The sequence below is a fragment of the Tepidimonas aquatica genome (assembly GCF_007556585.1).
Lineage (GTDB): Bacteria > Pseudomonadota > Gammaproteobacteria > Burkholderiales > Burkholderiaceae_C > Tepidimonas > Tepidimonas aquatica.
Genome location: NZ_VJNA01000015.1, coordinates 40,502 through 59,214 on the forward strand (window position 1 = coordinate 40,502; position 18,713 = coordinate 59,214).

The window sequence follows — 18,713 nt, forward strand, 5'->3', positions numbered from 1 at the left end:
TTGTGCCAACAAAAAGGTGGGCCGCGGCGACCGCCTTGGCCCACGCCGTCGCTCGGACAGGGTTGACCGGGTCCTCAGCCAGCCCCGCGCAAGGCACGGAAGCGCTGCATACGCTGCGTGGGCTCACCCTCGGCGTACGAGCGTTTGTCCATCACCCAGACAATGGTGGCGCCGTTAGGCCCAGCACCGATGTCGGTGAACGAATAGGGAACCTCCCCGTGCGCCGCAAAGTCGAGCAGCTGCTTCAAATCCCCGAACACGTAGTATCGACCACCTTTGAACACCTCGCCGTAAAAATCCGCGGCGGGTGCTAACTGGCCGTCGTACACCCGCTCACCCGTGCTGGGCTGGCCATGTTTGACATCATCTTTGGTGATGCCAAACACCACCGTCTGGCCGCTCGGCCCCGCCCCGATGCGGGTGCGCGTCAGGGCGACCTCGCCGTGGGCCAGGTAATCCTGGTACAGCTTGAAGCTGCCAAACGCGTAGTAGCGGCCGTCTTCGGGCAACACGACATAAAACTCAGCTGCCTGCTGCGTGCTGGCCGCTGCGGGGGCTGGTGCCGACGCAGGCGACACCGCCGCCGAGGCTGTGGCCGGGGCCGGCGCTGGGGTGGAGGCGGCCTTCGCTGCAGGCGACTGCCCACCGGGCGCAGCGCACCCCGCCAGCCCGGCCACCAGCGACACCCCTGCGATCCAAATACGATTCGACATGGGGTGCCTCCGCTTACTTGCTCAGCTCATCGAGGGCTTTTTTGGCCAGGGTGGCCGGCAGCGGCACAAAGCCGTCTTTGACCACGACCATCTGCCCTTGCTGCGACAGCACCATCTTGAAGAACTCGCGCTCCAGCGGCGGCAGCGGCTGGTTGGGCTTTTTGTTGACGTACACGTAGAGGATACGCGCCAGCGGGTAGCTGCCATCCACCGTATGCTTTGGATCGGGCTCGACGAACGGTTGGCCCTTCTTCTTCGACAGCGGCAGTGCACGCACGCCCGAGGTCTTGTAGCCGATGCCCGAGTAACCGATGGCGTTGAGCTGCGTGGCCACCGACTGCACAACCGACGCCGAACCGGGCTGCTCGGCCACGTTGCGCTTGAAGTCACCCTTGCACAGCGCCACCTCCTTGAAGTAGCCGTAGGTGCCCGACACCGAGTTGCGGCTGTAAAGCGCGATGTCGCGGTTGGCCCACTCACCCGTCAGCCCAACCTGGCCCCACTTGGTGATGTCGCTGGCGTAGCCGCACTTGCGCGTGCTGGAAAAGATCGCATCGACCTCTTCGATGCTCAGACCCTTGATCGGGTTGTCTTTGTGCACATAGACCGCCAGCGCGTCGATGGCCACCGGCACCGGGTAAGGTTTGTAGCCGTGTTTTTTCTCGAACGCCTCGACCTCCTTGGCGGTCATCAGGCGGCTCATCGGGCCGAAGTTGGAGGTGCCCTCGGTCAGCGCCGGCGGCGCGGTGGACGAGCCGGCCCCCTGGATCTGGATGTTGACATTGGGGTACAGGCGCTTGAACTCCTCGGCCCACAGCGTCATCAGGTTGTTGAGGGTGTCCGAGCCGATGCTGGTGAAGTTGCCCGACACCCCGGCCGCCTTTTCGTACTTCGGCAGAGCGGGATCGACTTGGGCAGCCTGCGCCATGGCGCTTTGGGCCGTGAAGCCCAACGTGACGATGCCCATCAGGGCCAAAAGTTTGTTCAGCTTCATCCGTGTAACACTCCGATTGCAGGACATGAACCGGCCATCCGTGGGGCGACCGCAGCAGCCATCGTAGGGGCCGTGTGTGACGGTTGTGTGACAGATGACCCCGGCAGCCCTGCACGCGGCGGCGCAGTGCACCCCGGCCCTCTGGTATGCTGCCGCCCTGTCGCCCCACGAGCACTGTGCGCATGCAAGACGGAACCCTGCTGGCCGCGTTGGACCTGGGCTCCAACAGCTTTCGCCTCGAGATCGGCCGCTACGTCGGCGGCCACATTGAGCGCGTCGAATACCTGAAGGAAACGGTTCGCTTGGGCGCGGGCTTGGGCGACGACAAGCTGCTGAGCCCAGCGGCCATGGAACGTGGCTGGGCCTGCTTGGCACGCTTTGCCGAAAAGTTGCGAGGATTTGACAAGCGGCAGGTCCGCGCCGTGGCCACGCAGACGCTGCGCGAAGCGCGCAACCGCGATGTTTTCGTGCAGCGTGCCGAGCACATCCTGGGCTTTCCCATCGACGTCGTGGCGGGCCACGAAGAGGCGCGTCTGATCTACCAGGGTGTGACGCACCTGCTGCCGCAATCGGATGAGCGCCGCCTGGTGGTCGACATCGGCGGGCGCTCGACCGAGGTCATTCTCGGCCACGGCTACCGCCCGCAGCGCATGGAGTCGTACCCGCTGGGCAGTGTGGCGTGGTCGGGGCGCTACTTCGCTGGGGGCGCCGTCAGCGAGCGGGCGTTGCGCCAAGCGGTGGTGGCGGCGCAGGCGGTGTTGGACGAGGCACTGGACCTGTTTGCCCCGGGCAGTTGGGACGCGGTGTACGCGTCCTCCGGCACCGCTGGCGCCCTGGCTGAGATGCTAGCCCATGCGGGTTTTCCGGTTGGGATGATCACGCGCGAGGGCCTGGACTGGATCGCCGACCGCCTGGTGCGCGCCGGGCACGTGGACGCGCTGCGGCTGGAGGGCCTCAAGGATGACCGTCGTCCGGTGCTGACCGGGGGCCTGAGCATCATGCTGGCGTTGTTCGAGCTGTTCGGCTGGCACGAGGTGCACCGCGCCCAGGGCGCGCTGCGCCAGGGAGCGCTGTACGACTTGATCGACCGCGCCCACGACAGCACCGACGTGCGTGAACGCACGGTGCGCTGGCTGGCCCAAAAATTCAACGTCGACGCCGCCCAGGCCGAGCGCGTGCGCGCCGTGGCGGTGCACCTGTTCGAACAGGTGGCCGTGCCCGACCCACGCAACGGGCGCTACTCGCAAAAGCTGGCGTGGGCGGCACGGCTGCACGAAATCGGCGCGCACATTTCGCACACCGACGCGCACAAGCACGGCGCCTACATCCTAGACCATGTGGACGCGCCGGGGTTTTCGCTGCCAGAGTTGCACCGCCTCAGCCTGTTGGTGCTGGGCCAGCGCGGCAAACTGCGCAAAGTCGAAGCGGCGCTGCACGACGAGCTGTTTGCCAAGCAGTTGATGTGCCTGCGCTTGGCGGTGCTGCTGTGCCACGCGCGCAAAGACCCGGCGCTGCACGCGCTGACGCTGCGCTACAGCGCGCGCCAGACCTTCAAACTCAGCGCCGCCCGTGGCTGGGCCCAGCAGTACCCGCAATCGTCCTGGTTGTTGCACGAGGAAGCCGAGGCTTGGGCGCGCACGCCGTGGCGGCTGCAGCTGGCGTTGCTGTAGCCCGCGCGTGCCCTACAGCAGTTCCGGCGTTTGCACGCACAGCACCACGGTCTGGGCTGCGCCGTCGCGCTCGCGATGGCGCAGCCACCACACAGCGCCCTTGCGCACCGAGCATTGGCCGCCGGCCATGCCCAGCAGTTGCGCGATGACCTGCCCCAGCGTCGGCTGGTGCCCAACGACCAGCACCGGCTGGCGCGCCAGCGGCCACTGGGCCACGCGCAGCAGCGCGGCGGCGTCCTCACCCGGGGCCAGGTCGGGGTGGATGCGGTACTTGCGCCCCAGTGGCAGCACCGTTTGCTCGGTGCGCACGGCGGGGCTGCACCAAATGCGCACGTCGTGGGGCAGCTGTCGGTCCAGCCACGCGGCCATGCGCGCGGCCTGTTTTTCGCCGCGCGGCGTCAGGCGGCGCGACAGGTCGTCCCCGCCGCCGTCGTCGGTCTCGTCCAGGTCTTCGGCTTCGGCGTGGCGCCACAGAATCAGGTCGGTCATCGCGGTGTCATCCTTTGGTGCCGTAGCGGTTCATCAGCGTGCCTTGGGCCGACACTAGCCCGGCGCGCGCGCCGCGCGGGGCCCGATCGGCCGCCTTGACGTAGGTGCCATCGGGCTGCAACAACCAGGCATCGCCCTGGTCGCTCAGGTACAGGCGCAGACATTCGTCCATGATGCGCGCGCGCAGCGCCGCGTCCGTCACGGGCCAGGCCAGCTCCACACGACGCAGCATGTTGCGGTTCATCCAGTCGGCACTGGCCAGCCACAGTTCCTCGTGTTCACCCCAGCGGAAGTAAAACACCCGCGAGTGTTCCAGCAACCGCCCCACGACCGAGCGGATCCGCACATGTTCGGTGTAACCAGGCACGCCTGCGGGCAGCACGCAGGCGCCGCGCACGATGGCCTCGATCGCCACCCCAGCTTGCGACGCCTGCACCAGCGCGCGCGCCAGCGGCTCGTCGGTCAGGGCGTTCATCTTCAGCAGGATCTGCGCCGGCTGCCCAGCCTTGGCGGCGGCGGCGCAGGCCTCGATGCGCTCCAGCAGCCCTTTTTGCAGATGGAACGGCGCCATCATCGCTTTACGCAAGCGCGGCAGGCGGTTCTGGCTGGCCAGGTGGTTGAACACGGCATCGACGTCGGCCGTCAGGTCTTCGTCCGCCGTCAGGTACGACAGGTCGGTGTACAGCTTGGCCGTGTCGGGGTTGTAGTTGCCCGTGGACAGGTGGGCGTAGCGTACCAGCCGGCCGTCCTCGCGCCGGGTAATTAGCAGCATTTTGGCGTGCGTCTTGAGGCCGACGATGCCATAGACCACCTGCGCACCGACCGATTCGAGCCGCTCCGCGTGGTCGATGTTGGCTTCCTCGTCAAAGCGGGCCTTGAGCTCGACCACCGCCGTGACCTCTTTGCCACGACGCACGGCTTCGCGCAGCAGCTCCGTCATCGCGCTGCGCTTGCCGGTGCGGTAGATGGTTTGCTTGATGGCCAGCACGTCGGGGTCCTCGACCGCCTCGCGCAAAAAGGCCAGCACGGCGTCGAAGTTCTCGTACGGCTGATGGATCAACACGTCGCCCTGCTTGAGCCGCTCGAAGAACGATTGACCCGGCGTCAGTGCCACCGGCCAGCCAGGGGTATAGCGCTCGAAGCGTAACGCCGGCGCGTCGATCTGGTCCACCAGTTGGTTGAGGCGCACCAGGTTGACCGGCCCCGGCACCCGGTACAGGCTCTCCGGCGGCAGCTCGAATTGCTGCAGCAGGAAGTTGGCCAAAAAATCCGAGCACCCGGCAGACACCTCCAGCCGCAGCGCCTGCCCAAAGTGGCGCTGCTGCAGCCCCAGGCGCAGCGCCGTGCGCAGGTTTTTCACCTCCTCCTCGTCCAGCGCCAGGTCGGAGTGACGCGTGACACGGAACTGGGAGAACTCCACCACCGTGCGGCCCGGGAACAAGTCCGGCAGGTGCGCGCGGATGATGCTGGAAATCGACACAAAGTGCTGCTGCTTGGAGCCTTTGACCGGTGGCATCAGCACGAAGCGCTTGAGCGCGCGCGGGACCTTGACGATGGCGATCTCGTGTTCGCGCCCGAACGCATCGCGCCCACCGAGGCGCACGATAAAGTTGAGCGACTTGTTGGCCACCTGCGGAAACGGGTGCGCTGGGTCAAGCGCTACAGGCAGCAACAAAGGCTGCACCTGATCGACAAAATACTCGCGCACCCAGCGCCGTTGGCGCGGGTTGCGCTCGCCGTGGGCAATGATGCGAATGCCCCGCTTTTCCAGCGCCGGCAGCAGCTCATCGTTGTATATGGCGTACTGCCGCGCCACCAGCGCGTGGATGCGCTCGGTCAGCGCGCGGTAGGTCTCCACGGTGGCCACGCCGCGCTGCTCGTGGGTCAGGCGGGCCATGTGGTGGGGGGCGAAGCGCACCTCGAAAAACTCGTCCAGGTTGGACGACACGATGGCCAGGAAACGCAGCCGCTCCAGCAGCGGCACATCGCGCCGGCAGGCCCAGTCGAGCACGCGCTCGTTGAACGCAAGTATGCTTTGGTCGCGGTCCAAAAACGCGTGGCGCGGGTGGTGGGGTGGCGTTTGGGTCATGGGTTGGGCGGGATCAGCAACGCGTCGGCGCAAGCCCGCTCGAGCGCGGGACGGCGAGAGTGACATTATTCCGCGCCCAGGTGCCGTTCGGATGAAGGATTCGTGACAACCCCACCCTTGCCGGGGCGAGCCTGCACCACGGCGCTCGGGGCTTGCCCCTTGTGCCCCCACAACACCAACTCCAGACGGTCGTTACCATACCAGGTGCAGACGCTCGCTTGGGTGTTCTTTAAGAAACGCCAAAAACGCTTTGGCTCGGCAGGCCGGCCCTCGCGCCGCATCACACCCCCACCAAATGGCGCCGGTAGCGCGCCGGCATATCGGCCAGGCGCATCATCATCGGCAAATCCGCCGTGTTGAAGTCAGGATCCCACGCGGGCGGCCCAAGCACCTTGGCACCCAGGCGCAAATAGCCCTTCAGCAGCGCCGGCGGCTCGACCGGCAGCGTATCGTCCAAGGCATGCAGGGGCAGCGGCACGCGCGGCAACACGTGCCACTCGATCGGCGCCAGGTGGCGCTGGCGCACTTGGCGCCAGATGCTGGCGGCGGCATGCCCCCCAGTGGCCATGCCATGCGGGCCCTCGTACTGCATCGGAATGCTGGCGCAACCGATCATCACGTCCAGACCGTTGCGCACCATAAACTCGGCCAGCGCCTTCCACAGCGCCATGATGACGCCGCCATGACGGTGTTGCGGATGGACGCATGAGCGCCCCAGCTCCACCATCTGATCGCGCAGCGCCCGCAGGCGCGTCAGGTCGAACTCCGTGTCGCTGTAGTAGCACCCGACGCGTTTGGCCTGCGCCGGGGTGAGCACGCGGTACGTGCCTACGACTTCGCCTCGCTGGGACTCACGCACCAGCAGGTGCTCACAGTAGTCGTCAAACAGGTCGCAGTCGTGGCCCGGCAGCGGGGTTTGCAGGCGCGCGCCCATCTCCAGCGCGAACACCTGGTAGCGCAGCCGCTGCGCCGCGCGCACCTCGTCGAGGTGCCGCGCCCACACCACCTGCAACCCCGCTGGGGTCGTGGGCTCGGCGCACGCGGTCCCCGCTGGCCACGCCACGGGGGAGTGGACCACCCCGGCGCTGCTGACCAGGGCGTCTGTCCCCCGATGGGCGTGCAGTTCGGACGTCGGCAAGGGGTTCATCATGGCTGATCTCCGCAAGGATGTGCGGGGCGTCGTCGGCCCGCTGCCGCGGCATTGTTCGCCGCCTGTGTGACATGGCGTTGGCGCTTGCATGTCGATGGCATGACAGCCACCCCGCGGCGTGGCGCCACGCGCGGCGGGGTGGTCCGCTGTCACGGCCTCGTCACACGGCTGCGGCAGCATCGGCGCCACGCCCTGCCCAACCCACGCGAGGTTGGTGCGGGCACCTCACCCATGACCGATGGCGATGACAACGCTGACCCCACCAGCCCCCCACGAACACGACGCCGACGCGGCCCAGCCGCCCGACTGCTCCCGCCGCAGCGCGGCACGTCACCCCTATCCGTTGCGTGCAGGCGCGGCCAGCTGGATGCGCACACTGCGCTTGGGCACCCATGTGCTGCGCGGTGTTGCGTCGACACAGTGGGGGTGGACGCGGCTGCCCGAGCTGCAACGCGACCAGCGCACCCAGGCCTGGGCGCAGCACATGCTGGGCGAGGTGGGGATACAGGTCGAGGTGCGCGGCACGCCGCCGGCCGACGGCACGGGCGCGTGCATCGTGGCCAACCACATCTCGTGGCTGGACATACCGGCTTTGCTGAGCGTGCTGCCCTGCCGCTTCGTGGCCAAAGACGAGGTGGCGCGCTGGCCACTGGTTGGCACGCTGGCCCGGCGTGCGGCCACGCTGTTCGTGCAGCGCGGGCACGCGCTGGCGTTGCGCCAACTGCACACCGCGCTGTGCGACCGCTTGCGTGCTGGCGCACCGGTGGCGATCTTCCCCGAGGGCACCACCACCGATGGCAGCCATGTGCGCCCTTTCTTTGCGGCCCTGCTGCAACCGGCGATCGACACCGCGACCCCCGTGTACCCGGTGGCATTGCGCTACCGCCGCAGCGACGGGCTGCCCAGCCCCAACGCCTGGGCCTACCATGGCGACATGACGCTGTGGCAGTCGATTCGCCGCGTGTGCCGCCAGCCCGCAGGGGTGGTGGAAATGCAGTGGCTGCCACCGATTGAGCCGGCACACGTGTCGCGCCAGGCGCTGGCCCGCCGAGCCCATGCCGCGATCGTCGGGGCGTTGACCCGCGCTCAGGAAGCGCCCGTCCGTTGCACGTATTGAACGACGGGGTTGCAAAGTCGGCCCTCACGCGAGGCCGCCAGCCAGGCGGTGGCCAAGCGATCGATACGCGCCCGGTCCCCACGGGTCGAGCATTTGGACTATGATGGCCAACACACCCTCAATGATCATGCCATGTTCGGTCGCCGACGCCCTGTTCACATCGGACTGTCCGCCCGGATCTTCCACCCTGAGTCCGGCGGCAGTGGCCTGCGCAGCAAAACGCTGCAGGTGTTGGAGCAGTCGGTGGCGCAGTGGGCCGCTTCGCGCGATACGTTGGTGCTGATGATCCCGTCGGTATTGCAAGACGGGGCGCTGCGGCGCAGCAGCATCCGCGTGCGCGACTACGCGCAGTATTTGGACGGCCTTATTTTGCAGGGTGGCGCCGATGTCAGCCCACGCGCTTACGGTGAGGAGCCCCTCAAGCCCGAGTGGGCGGGCGACCCCGTGCGCGACGCCTACGAGCTGGAGCTGGTGCACGAATTTCTGGAGGCAGGCAAACCCATCTTGGGGATTTGCCGCGGCATGCAACTGATCAACGTGGCGTTTGGGGGTAGCCTGTACCAGGATATTCCTACGATGGTGGACGGCGCCATCGAGCATGAAAGCCCTCAGTACGACCGCCACCGGCACGAGGTGGAGCTGGCCGCCGACGGCTGGCTGCAGCGCTGGAATGGAACACTGCCTGGGCGGCAGGTGGCGTCGGTGCACCATCAGGCGGTCAAACGGCTGGGGCGCGATTTGGTGGTCGAAGCCACCGCACCTGACGGGGTTATCGAGGCCATACGGCTGCAGGGCCGCCCGTGGGTGATGGGCGTGCAATGGCACCCCGAGTTTCACCCACTCGACGACCCGACGATGCTGGACCCGACGCCGATGCTGGAGGCGTTTTTGGAAGCCGCACGGCGCTGATCGCGCGGCCCTGCACCCGCACCTCAGGCAGGCACGGCGGTCGCCGCCTGCGCCAATGCATCCGCCCACTGCTGGGCGATCGCAGCGTCACGGGCTTCGACCATCACGCGCAGCACCGGCTCGGTGCCACTGGCGCGGATCAACACCCTGCCCTGCCCCTGCAGCGCCGCTTCGGCTTCGGCTTGGACCTGTGCCAACGTCGGCCACGCACGCCAGTCCCCCCCTTGCTGGATGCGCACGTTGCGCAGCACCTGGGGGTACAGCGTCACTTCGCGCAGCAAGTCTGCCAATGTGCGCTGCCTGCGCACGCACGCCTGCAGCACTTGCAGCGCCGCCACAATGCCATCGCCGGTGGTGTGCTTATCGAGGATGATGAGGTGCCCCGACCCCTCACCGCCCAGGCGCCAGCCGCGCCGGTGCAGCTCTTCCAGCACGTAGCGGTCGCCGACCTTGGCGCGCGCCAGCGCCACGCCGCGCGCAGCCAGCGCCTGCTCCACGGCCATGTTGGTCATCAGTGTGCCAACGACGCCGGCCACCGCCTCGCCGCGCGCCAGCCGGTCGTCGGCCAACAGGTACAACAGCTCATCCCCGTTGAACAGCCGCCCCTGCCCGTCGACCACCTGCAACCGGTCAGCGTCCCCATCCAGCGCCAAGCCGAGGTCGGCGCCGTGCGCGCGCACCGCGTCGACCAGGGTTTGCGGATGCGTGGCCCCGACCCCGTCGTTGATGTTGCGGCCGTTGGGGCTGCAGCCGATCGCCACCACATCTGCCCCCAGTTCGTGGAACACCGCCGGCGCGATGTGGTACGCGGCGCCGTGGGCGGCGTCCACGACGATTTTGAGCCCGCGCAACGACAGCTCCGGGGCAAAGGTGCTTTTGCAAAACTCGATGTAGCGCCCCGCCGCGTCGTCCAGCCGACGCGCGCGGCCCAGCGTGCTTGCATCGGCCCACGCCGGGGGTTGCGCCAGCGCGGCTTCGACCGCCAGCTCCCACTCGTCCGGCAGCTTGGTGCCGTGGGCGCTGAAAAACTTGATGCCGTTGTCTGAGTAGGGGTTGTGGCTGGCGCTGATGACCACGCCCAGCGTCGCGCGCTGGGCGCGCGTCAGGTACGCCACCGCGGGCGTGGGTACCGGCCCCAGCAGCACCACGTCCACCCCGGCCGAGTTGAAGCCTGACTCCAGCGCCGACTCGAGCATGTAGCCCGAAATGCGGGTGTCCTTGCCGATCAGCACGGTCGGGTTTGGTTCGGTGCGTTTGAGCACCTGCCCCACCGCGTGGGCCAGGCGCAGCACAAAATCGGGCGTGATGGGGGGCTGCCCCACCGTGCCACGGATACCGTCGGTGCCAAAGTATTGACGCGTCATGTTTGCTCCCTGTCTTGAAGGGCTTGCCACACCCGCAGCGCCTGCACGGTGGGGGCCACGTCATGCACCCGCACGATGCGCGCCCCGCGCTGCACCGCCAGCAACGCCGCGGCCACGCTGGCGCCCACACGGCGCGCCGCCACGTCCTCGCCCGTGATGCGCCCCAGCGTGGACTTGCGCGACCAGCCCGCCAGCAGCGGGTAGCCCAATGTCAGCAGGGCCTGCTGGCGCGCCAGCAGGCCCAGGTTTTGCTCGACCGTTTTGCCAAAGCCGATACCGTAGTCCAACACGATGCGCTCGCGGGCCACGCCGCGATCCAGCGCCGCTTGGGCGCGCGCGGCCAAGAAGTCGCGCACCTGCGGCACGGCGTCGCCCTGCATCGGCTGCACCTGCATATCCTGCGGCTGGCGGTGCATGTGCATCAGCACCACGCCGCAGCCGGGATGCTGGGCCACCACGTCGAGCGCACCGGTGCGCCCGTCTGCGCCGACGCGCCGCAAGGCCCACACGTCGTTGATGATGTCTGCCCCCAGTTCAAGGCATGCGGCCATGACCTCGGGTTTGTAGGTGTCGACGCTGATCGGCACGCCCCAGCGCACGGCCTCTCGCACCACGGGCACGACGCGCGCCAGTTCCTCGTCCAGCGGCACCGGTGGTGCCCCCGGGCGGGTGGATTCGCCACCGATATCGAGGATGTCGGCCCCTTCGCGCAGCAGGGCCTCGGCGTGCCGCAAACCGCTGGTGGCGTCGGCGTGCGCGCCACCGTCGGAAAACGAGTCGGGCGTGACATTGACGATGCCCATCACCCGCGGACGGGACAGGTCAATGACAAAACGGCTGGTCTGCCAATGCGCGGCGGTCATGGGCGGTATTGTGAAAGAAAAACCGGGCCTTCCGGCCCGGTTGGGTTGGTGGCACACCCTCGGCCACGTCACGCCGCCGTCGGCGCCTGGGGGGTCGGCTCGCCCTTGACCACCGGCGCGGCGCCTCCGCCATCGCCACCGCCGGTGTTGGGGCTGGAGGGCGACACATCCTTCGGCGGCCGGGGCGGGCGCCCGGCCATGATGTCGTCGATTTGGTCGGCGTCGATGGTTTCCCACTCCAGCAGCGCCTTGGCCATGGCGTGCATCTTGTCCTTGTTTTCTTCGATCAGGCGGCGCGCCAGCGCGTACTGCTCGTCGATGATGCGGCGCACCTCGGCGTCGACCTGGCGCATCGTTTCTTCGCTGATGTTGGTGGTTTTGGTGATCGAGCGACCAAGGAACACCTCGCCCTCGTTTTCGGCGTACACCATCGGGCCCAGTTTTTCCGACATGCCGTAGCGCATCACCATGTCGCGGGCGATCTGCGTGGCGCGTTCGAAATCGTTGCTGGCCCCGGTGGTCATCTGGTTCATGAACACCTCTTCGGCGATGCGTCCACCGAACAGCATCGCGATCTGGTTTAGCATGTACTCCTTGTCGTAGGAGTAGCGGTCTTTTTCCGGCAGGCTCATCGTCACGCCCAGCGCGCGGCCACGCGGGATGATCGTGACCTTGTGCACCGGGTCGCACTTGGGCAGCAGCTTGCCGATGAGCGCATGCCCTGCTTCGTGGTAGGCGGTGTTGCGGCGCTCCTCTTCCGGCATGACCATGGACTTGCGCTCGGGGCCCATCAGGATTTTGTCCTTGGCCTTTTCGAAGTCCTGCATTTCCACCACGCGGGCGTTGCGGCGCGCGGCCATCAGCGCGGCTTCGTTGCACAGGTTGGCCAGGTCCGCGCCGCTCATACCCGGCGTGCCACGCGCGATCACCTCGGGGCTGACGTCCGGGCCGATGGGGATCTTGCGCATGTGCACCTTGAGGATCTGCTCGCGACCGCGAATGTCGGGCAGCGTCACGTACACCTGGCGGTCGAAGCGGCCCGGGCGCAGCAGCGCGGCGTCCAGAATGTCCGGCCGGTTGGTGGCGGCGATGACGATGACCCCGAGGTTGGTCTCGAAGCCGTCCATCTCGACCAGCATCTGGTTGAGCGTTTGCTCGCGCTCGTCATTACCACCGCCCAAGCCGGCGCCGCGCTGGCGGCCCACGGCGTCGATTTCGTCGATGAAGATGATGCAGGGGGCGTTTTTCTTGGCCTGCTCGAACATGTCGCGCACACGCGCCGCCCCGACGCCGACGAACATCTCGACAAAATCCGAGCCCGAGATGCTGAAAAACGGCACCTTGGCTTCGCCCGCGATGGCCTTGGCCAGCAAGGTTTTGCCGGTGCCCGGCGGCCCCACCAACAGCAGCCCGCGCGGAATGCGCCCGCCCAGCTTCTGGAACTTTTGCGGGTCTTTGAGGAAGTCGACCAGCTCCTTGACTTCCTCCTTGGCCTCGTCGCAGCCGGCCACGTCGGCGAACGTCACGTTGTTGGCCGATTCATCCAACATGCGCGCCTTGCTCTTGCCAAAGCTGAACGCGCCGCCGCGGCCACCCTGCATCTGGCGCATGAAGTAAATCCACACGCCAATGAGCAGCAGCATCGGCCCCCAACTAACCAGCAGCGTCATCAGCAGCGAGCCCTCCTCGCGCGGGCGCACGTCGAACTTGACGTCGTTGGCCAGCAGGTCGCCGATCAGCCCGCGGTCCAGGTAGGTGGCGTTGGTGCGGATGCGCCGGTCGTCGGTGGTCACCGCGATGATTTCGGTGCCATTGGCGCCCTCCTGGATGGTGGCGCTTTTGATGCGCTGCGCCTTGACTTCGTTGAGGAAGTCGGAGTACGCCATGTAGCCGGCGCCTGCGGTGGCACGGCCATCGAATTGCTTGAAGACCGTGAACAGCACCATGGCGATCACCATCCAGATCGCCACTTTCGAAATCCACTGGTTGTTGTTCAACGAAAACTCCTGCCTACCAACCGTTGACGCGACGCCCGCCACTGCGGGCACCTACCCATGACGGGCCATGTGCGGCCATTGTAGGCCTTATCAAGCCCGCACGGCGACCGTTGGGCGGCCAACCCTGGCTATCACGTGGATAGCGTGCTGGCCACCCCTGGCTCGATCAGACCGCGCGCCACCAAAAAGGTTTCGGCCGATTGCGGCCGCGACGCCTTGGGCTTGTGCGCCTTAACGGTGCGAAAGTGCTGGCGCAGCCGACGCACCGCGCCGTCGTAGGCGCCGCCATGGAACACCTTGACCACCAGCGCGCCCTCGGGCTTGAGGTGCTGCACCGCAAAGTCCACCGCCAGCTCGATCAGGTGCTCGATGTGCGCCGCGTCCACCTCCTCGATGCCGCTGAGGTTGGGCGCCATGTCGGACACCACCAGATCGACCGCGCGTTGCGGGACCTTGCCGCCCAGCGCGTGTTGCAGGGTCGCTTGCAGCGCCTGCAGCGTGGCCTCGTCACGAAAATCGCCCTGCAGGATGTGCACGCCGTCGATCGGCTCCACGGGCAGCAGGTCCACCCCCACCACCACGCCGCGCAGCCGCACGTGGCCCGTGGTGTCGGTGACCGTGCCCAGGCGCCGCCGCAGGTATTGGCACCACGCACCCGGGGCGCACCCCAAGTCCACGATGCACTGCCCGGGGCGCACCAGGTGGTACGTTGCGTCGAGCTCCTGCAATTTGTAGGCGGCGCGGGCGCGGTAGCCGTCTTGCTGCGCACGGCGCACCCAGGGGTCGGTGACGTGCTGGTTGAACCAGGCCTTGTCCACTTTTTTGCTTTGGGTCCGAACTTTCATATGGACCGCACTATAGGCCCGTTGCGCCGTGCATGGGGGATAATCCCGCCCATGCCAGCCTTGCACCTGACCCCCGCCGAACGCGCCCAACACCGGGGCGCGGCCCACCACCTGGAGCCCGTCGTGATGATCGGCACCGGGGGGCTGACCGAGGCCGTCATAGCCGAAGTGGACGCGGCGTTGAACGCCCATGGGCTCATCAAGGTGCGCGTGCTGGAAGGCGAACGCGAGCAGCGCGAAGCCTGGCTGGCCGAGCTGGCCGAACGGCTGAGCGCCGCGCCGGTGCAACACATCGGCAAGCTGTTGGTGCTGTGGCGCCCGCTGCCCGCCAAGGAAAAAGCCCCCGCCGGCGAACGCAAGCCCGGCCCACGCGAGTACAAGGTCGTCAAGCCCGCCAAGCAGCCCGGGCGGCGCCCCGAGATCAAGACCGTGCGTGTGCTGGGCAACCAGCGCCTCACCCCCGGCGGCTTGATCAAAAAAGCCAAAAAACGCCAAAAGAGCGCCAAAAAGGCTGCGGCGGCGGGGCGTTGATCGCGGGGTGGCCAGCAGCGCCGCCGATGTCGTGGCATGCTTGCGGGCATGAACACCCGCATCGACAACACTTTGCTTGACAACCCCCTGCTGGCGCTGGAGCCCCTGCCGCGCTACGACGCGGTTCAACCCGCGCACGTGCAGCCGGCCATCGAGGCCCTGCTGCACGAAGCCGAAGCAGCGCTGCAAGCCGCCACCGCCCCCGAGCACCCGGCCGACTGGCAAGCGCTGGCGCGCACGCTGGACGTCGCCACCGAGCGCCTGGGGCGCGCCTGGGGGGTGGTCAGCCACCTCAACGCCGTGGCCGACACGCCCGAGCTGCGCGCCGCCTACAACGCCCTGCTGCCGCGGGTGACGGAGTTTTGGACCCGTTTGGGCGCCGACGAGGCCTTGTACGCCAAGTACAAGGCCATCGACCCCACGCGGCTGGATGCCGTTCAGCGGCGCGCACGCGAGCTGACGCTGCAGGGCTTCGTGCTGGGCGGAGCCGAGTTGCAAGGCGCGGCCAAAGCGCGTTTCGCCGCCATCCAGGAGCGCCAAGCCGAGTTGGCACAGCGCTTCAGCGAGCATGTGCTCGACGCCACCGACGGCTGGCACTGCGACATCGACCCCGCCCAAGCCGCTGGCCTGCCCGACGACGTGCAAGCCAGCGCCCGTGCGGCCGCCGAGGCCGCGGGTAAGGCCGGGCAACTGCGCTTGAGCCTGAAGCTGCCGGTGTACCTGCCGGTGATGCAGTTCGCGCACGACCGTGAGCTGCGTGCGCGCCTGTACCGCGCCTACGGCACGCGCGCCAGCGACCAGGCCGAGGGCGAGCTGGCCCGGCTGGACAACACCGCCATCATGGCCGAGTTGCTGGCGCTGCGCCACGAAGAGGCGCAGTTGCTTGGGTACCCAAGCTTTGCGCACCTGTCGCTGGTGCCCAAAATGGCGGAATCACCCGAGCAGGTGCTGGCTTTTTTGCGCGACCTGGCGCAACGCGCACGCCCCTGGGCGGAGCGCGACGTGGCCGACATGCGGGCCTTTGCGGCATCGGCGCTGGGGCTGAGCGACCCGCAGCCGTGGGACTGGACCTACATCGCCGAAGCGCTGCGCCAGCAGCGCTACGCCTACAGCGAGCAGGAGATCAAGCCCTACTTTCCGCTGCCACGGGTGCTGCAAGGTCTGTTCGACATCGTGGGCACGCTGTTCGAAGTGCGCTTCGAGCCGATGGAAGCACCGGTGTGGCACCCGTCGGTGCAAGCGTTTGCGCTCCATCGCGACGCCGAGCTGCTGGGGCACTTTTACCTCGACCCGGTGGCGCGCGCGGGCAAGCGCGGCGGCGCTTGGATGGACGACGCCCGCAGCCGCTGGCGCCGGCCCGACGACGGTCGCCTGCAAACCCCGGTGGCCTACCTGGTGTGCAACTTTGGCGAAGGCGCGGGCGGCCGCCCGCCGCTGCTGACGCACGACGACGTCACGACGCTGCTGCACGAGTTCGGGCACGGCTTGCACCACCTGCTGACGCAGGTCGATGAGCACGACGTCGCGGGCATCAGCGGCGTGGAGTGGGACGCGGTGGAGCTGCCGAGCCAGTTTCTGGAAAACTTCGGCTGGGACTGGGAGGCCTTGCAACGCCTCAGCGGCCACGTCGACACGGGCGAACCGCTGCCGCGCACGCTGTACGACAAGATGCGCGCCGCGCGCCACTTCCAGAGCGCGCTGCAGCTGCTGCGGCAGGTCGAATACGCGCTGTTCGACATGCGACTGCACCTGGAAGGGGCGCCGGGCGGCGACGTCATGGCGCTGCTGGAGCAGGTGCGCGACGAAGTGGCCGTGCTGCGCCCACCGGCGTGGCACCGCATGCCGCACAGCTTCAGCCACATCTTTGCCGGTGGCTACGCGGCCGGCTACTACAGCTACCTGTGGGCCGAAGTGCTCAGCGCCGACGCCTTTGCGGCCTTCGAGGAAGCCGCCGCCGAGCGCGGTAGCGTGCTGGACACCGCCACCGGGCGGCGCTTTCGGCAAACCATCCTGGAGGTCGGCGGCAGCCGCCCGGCGCTGGCGTCGTTTCGCGCCTTTCGCGGGCGCGAGCCGCGCATCGACGCACTGCTACGTCAGTTGGGTCTGGCCTGATCGGCAGGGCCGCCGCCGGGCACCGCGGCGGCGGTCAACCCGCGGTGCCGTCAAAGGTGACGGTGCGCACCCCTTCAGGTGTGCCCAGCAGGCACACGTGCGCGCGTTGGTGCGCGAACACCCCCACCGTCACCACACCGGGCCAATCGTTGACCATGCTCTCAAACGCCGGCGGGTCGGTGATTTGCAGCCCGGTCACGTCCAGGATGTGCTGGCCGTTGTCGGTCACCAGCGGCGCACCGTCGCGCAGCCGCACGCGCGCCGTGCCCCCCAGCGCCGCGAACTGGCGGATGATGCGCTGCGCTGCCATCGGGATCACCTCCACCGGCAGCGGAAAGCGCCCCAGCACCGGCACCCACTTGGATTGGTCGGCGATGCACACAAAGCGCCGCGCCTGCGCGGCGACGATTTTTTCCCGTGTCAGTGCCGCGCCGCCGCCCTTGATCATGTAACCACGCGGGTCGATCTCGTCGGCACCGTCGATGTAGACGGCAAGCTCCTCGACCTCGTTGGCGTCGAAGACGCGGATGCCGTGCGCACGCAGGCGCTGCGTGGTGGCCTCCGAGCTCGACACCGCGCCGACGATGCGCTCGCGCTGCTCAGCCAGCGCGTCGATGAAGCAGTTGACCGTGGAGCCGGTGCCGACCCCGATGATGTGCCCATGCCCCACGTAGTCCAGCGCGGCGCGGCCCACCAGGGCCTTGAGTTGGTCTTGGGTCATCGGCTCGGCAGCAGGCATCGTTGGCTCCTCGCGGGCAGGGTTGAGGGGGTACGCAATGCGACAATTATCCAATGAGCTGGATACCCTATGGCCTCGCGCGCCGGGCGCTGTTTGCGCTGGACCCCGAACACGCGCACGAACTGACGCTGCAGACGCTGCAGCGGCTGCAACACAGTCCCCTGGCAGCGCTGCTGGCGCAGCCACGGGTGGACGACCCGATCCAGTTGGCGGGGCTGACACTGCCCAACCGCGTGGGCCTGGCCGCAGGGTTGGACAAGAACGCGCAATGCATCGACGCCTGGGCGGCCATGGGGTTTGGCTTTGTCGAGGTGGGCACCGTCACGCCCAGGCCCCAGCCCGGCAACCCCAAGCCGCGCCTGTTTCGGCTGCCACAGGTCCACGCGCTGATCAACCGCTTCGGCTTCAACAACGAAGGGCTGCAATCCTTCGTGGAGCACGTGTGTGCCAGCCGCGTGCGCCAGCAGGGGCAACCCGCGTTGGTGCTGGGCCTCAACATCGGCAAAAACGCCGACACGCCCATCGAGCGTGCGGTGGACGACTACCTGCTGGGCCTGCGCGGCGTGTACGCCCACGCGGACTACGTCACCGTCAACATCTCCAGCCCCAACACGCGCAACCTGCGGCAGCTGCAAACCGATGACGCGCTGGAGGGGTTACTGGCGGCCCTCACTGCGGAGCGCGCACGGCTGGCCGATCAGCACGGCGCGTACCGGCCGCTGATGCTGAAGATCGCCCCCGACCTGGACGAGGTACAGATCGGCACGATCGCCGACGCTCTGCAGCGCTACGGCATCGATGGGGTCATCGCCACCAACACGACGCTGGCGCGCGATGCGGTGCAGGGCCTGCCGCATGCGGACGAAGCCGGCGGGTTGTCCGGCGCGCCGCTGGCCACGCCGAGCAACCGCGTCATCGCGGCGCTGCGCGCCCGCCTGGGGCCGGGGTTTCCCATCATCGGCGTGGGCGGCATCCTTAGCGGCGACGACGCGTTGGCCAAGCTGCGCGCCGGCGCCGACGCGGTGCAGCTCTACACCGGGCTGATTTACCGTGGACCGGCGTTGGTCACGGAAGCGGCACGGGCGCTGCGCGACCACGCCGCCGGCACCGCTGCGGGCCGCTGATCGCCGG

16 protein-coding genes are annotated in these 18,713 nt (G+C 67.9%); 6 read left to right on the forward strand and 10 right to left on the reverse strand.

What is annotated here, in order from left to right:
* Positions 1-74 precede the first annotated feature (74 nt).
* Together Taqua_RS07160 and Taqua_RS07165 are read right to left on the reverse strand one after the other, a co-directional pair.
* Positions 75-713 (reverse strand): hypothetical protein, encoded by a 639-nt coding sequence (locus Taqua_RS07160; RefSeq protein ID WP_144326026.1) that lies wholly within the window; start codon positions 711-713, stop codon positions 75-77.
* Between the two features lie 13 nt (positions 714-726).
* On the reverse strand, positions 727-1,707 hold the full coding sequence (locus Taqua_RS07165) for a PstS family phosphate ABC transporter substrate-binding protein (protein WP_144326028.1): 981 nt from the start codon (positions 1,705-1,707) through the stop codon (positions 727-729).
* A 182-nt stretch (positions 1,708-1,889) separates the two neighbouring features.
* Here Taqua_RS07165 and Taqua_RS07170 point away from each other — a divergent pair, with 182 nt between their 5' ends.
* The gene (locus Taqua_RS07170) at positions 1,890-3,377 is read left to right on the forward strand and encodes a Ppx/GppA phosphatase family protein (protein WP_144326031.1); all 1,488 of its coding nucleotides are present in this window, start codon (positions 1,890-1,892) and stop codon (positions 3,375-3,377) included.
* 12 nt (positions 3,378-3,389) lie between these two features.
* On the opposite strand, the gene Taqua_RS07175 is transcribed toward Taqua_RS07170, so the two are convergent.
* From Taqua_RS07175 to Taqua_RS07185, 3 genes are all read right to left on the reverse strand, one after another.
* Positions 3,390-3,866, reverse strand: a complete 477-nt coding sequence (locus Taqua_RS07175) for a SixA phosphatase family protein (protein WP_144326033.1) — start codon at positions 3,864-3,866, stop codon at positions 3,390-3,392.
* A gap of 7 nt (positions 3,867-3,873) precedes the next feature.
* Positions 3,874-5,955: a polyphosphate kinase 1 gene (gene ppk1, locus Taqua_RS07180; RefSeq protein WP_185969580.1), complete on the reverse strand. Its 2,082-nt coding sequence runs from the start codon at positions 5,953-5,955 to the stop codon at positions 3,874-3,876.
* Positions 5,956-6,235: 280 nt separating this feature from the next.
* Positions 6,236-7,102: a GNAT family N-acetyltransferase gene (locus Taqua_RS07185; protein WP_144326077.1), complete on the reverse strand. Its 867-nt coding sequence runs from the start codon at positions 7,100-7,102 to the stop codon at positions 6,236-6,238.
* A gap of 247 nt (positions 7,103-7,349) precedes the next feature.
* Here Taqua_RS07185 and Taqua_RS07190 point away from each other — a divergent pair, with 247 nt between their 5' ends.
* Together Taqua_RS07190 and Taqua_RS07195 are read left to right on the forward strand one after the other, a co-directional pair.
* Positions 7,350-8,222, forward strand: a complete 873-nt coding sequence (locus Taqua_RS07190) for a lysophospholipid acyltransferase family protein (protein WP_185969581.1) — start codon at positions 7,350-7,352, stop codon at positions 8,220-8,222.
* Between the two features lie 132 nt (positions 8,223-8,354).
* A complete protein-coding gene (locus tag Taqua_RS07195) occupies positions 8,355-9,131 on the forward strand; it encodes a gamma-glutamyl-gamma-aminobutyrate hydrolase family protein (protein WP_144326038.1) in 777 nt (258 codons plus the stop codon).
* 23 nt (positions 9,132-9,154) lie between these two features.
* Here the strand turns inward: Taqua_RS07195 and glmM are convergent, their stop codons facing one another.
* From glmM to Taqua_RS07215, 4 genes are all read right to left on the reverse strand, one after another.
* Positions 9,155-10,495, reverse strand: a complete 1,341-nt coding sequence (gene glmM / locus Taqua_RS07200; protein WP_144326040.1) for a phosphoglucosamine mutase — start codon at positions 10,493-10,495, stop codon at positions 9,155-9,157.
* On the reverse strand, positions 10,492-11,358 hold the full coding sequence (gene folP / locus Taqua_RS07205; RefSeq protein ID WP_144326042.1) for a dihydropteroate synthase: 867 nt from the start codon (positions 11,356-11,358) through the stop codon (positions 10,492-10,494). The genes glmM and folP overlap by 4 nt, the downstream gene beginning before the upstream one ends.
* 68 nt (positions 11,359-11,426) lie before the next feature.
* Positions 11,427-13,316, reverse strand: a complete 1,890-nt coding sequence (gene ftsH, locus Taqua_RS07210; protein WP_144326078.1) for an ATP-dependent zinc metalloprotease FtsH — start codon at positions 13,314-13,316, stop codon at positions 11,427-11,429.
* 170 nt (positions 13,317-13,486) lie between these two features.
* On the reverse strand, positions 13,487-14,200 hold the full coding sequence (locus Taqua_RS07215; protein ID WP_144326044.1) for an RlmE family RNA methyltransferase: 714 nt from the start codon (positions 14,198-14,200) through the stop codon (positions 13,487-13,489).
* 51 nt (positions 14,201-14,251) lie between these two features.
* Between Taqua_RS07215 and Taqua_RS07220 the strand changes: the two genes are divergently transcribed.
* A complete protein-coding gene (locus Taqua_RS07220) occupies positions 14,252-14,731 on the forward strand; it encodes a YhbY family RNA-binding protein (protein ID WP_144326046.1) in 480 nt (159 codons plus the stop codon).
* Between the two features lie 48 nt (positions 14,732-14,779).
* Entirely contained in the window at positions 14,780-16,843 is a 2,064-nt protein-coding gene (locus tag Taqua_RS07225) for a M3 family metallopeptidase (protein WP_144326048.1), read from the forward strand.
* A 34-nt stretch (positions 16,844-16,877) separates the two neighbouring features.
* On the opposite strand, the gene rpiA is transcribed toward Taqua_RS07225, so the two are convergent.
* Positions 16,878-17,582: a ribose-5-phosphate isomerase RpiA gene (gene rpiA / locus Taqua_RS07230; protein ID WP_246094649.1), complete on the reverse strand. Its 705-nt coding sequence runs from the start codon at positions 17,580-17,582 to the stop codon at positions 16,878-16,880.
* 53 nt (positions 17,583-17,635) lie between these two features.
* Here rpiA and Taqua_RS07235 point away from each other — a divergent pair, with 53 nt between their 5' ends.
* Positions 17,636-18,706: a quinone-dependent dihydroorotate dehydrogenase gene (locus Taqua_RS07235; protein ID WP_144326050.1), complete on the forward strand. Its 1,071-nt coding sequence runs from the start codon at positions 17,636-17,638 to the stop codon at positions 18,704-18,706.
* Positions 18,707-18,713: the final 7 nt, after the last annotated feature.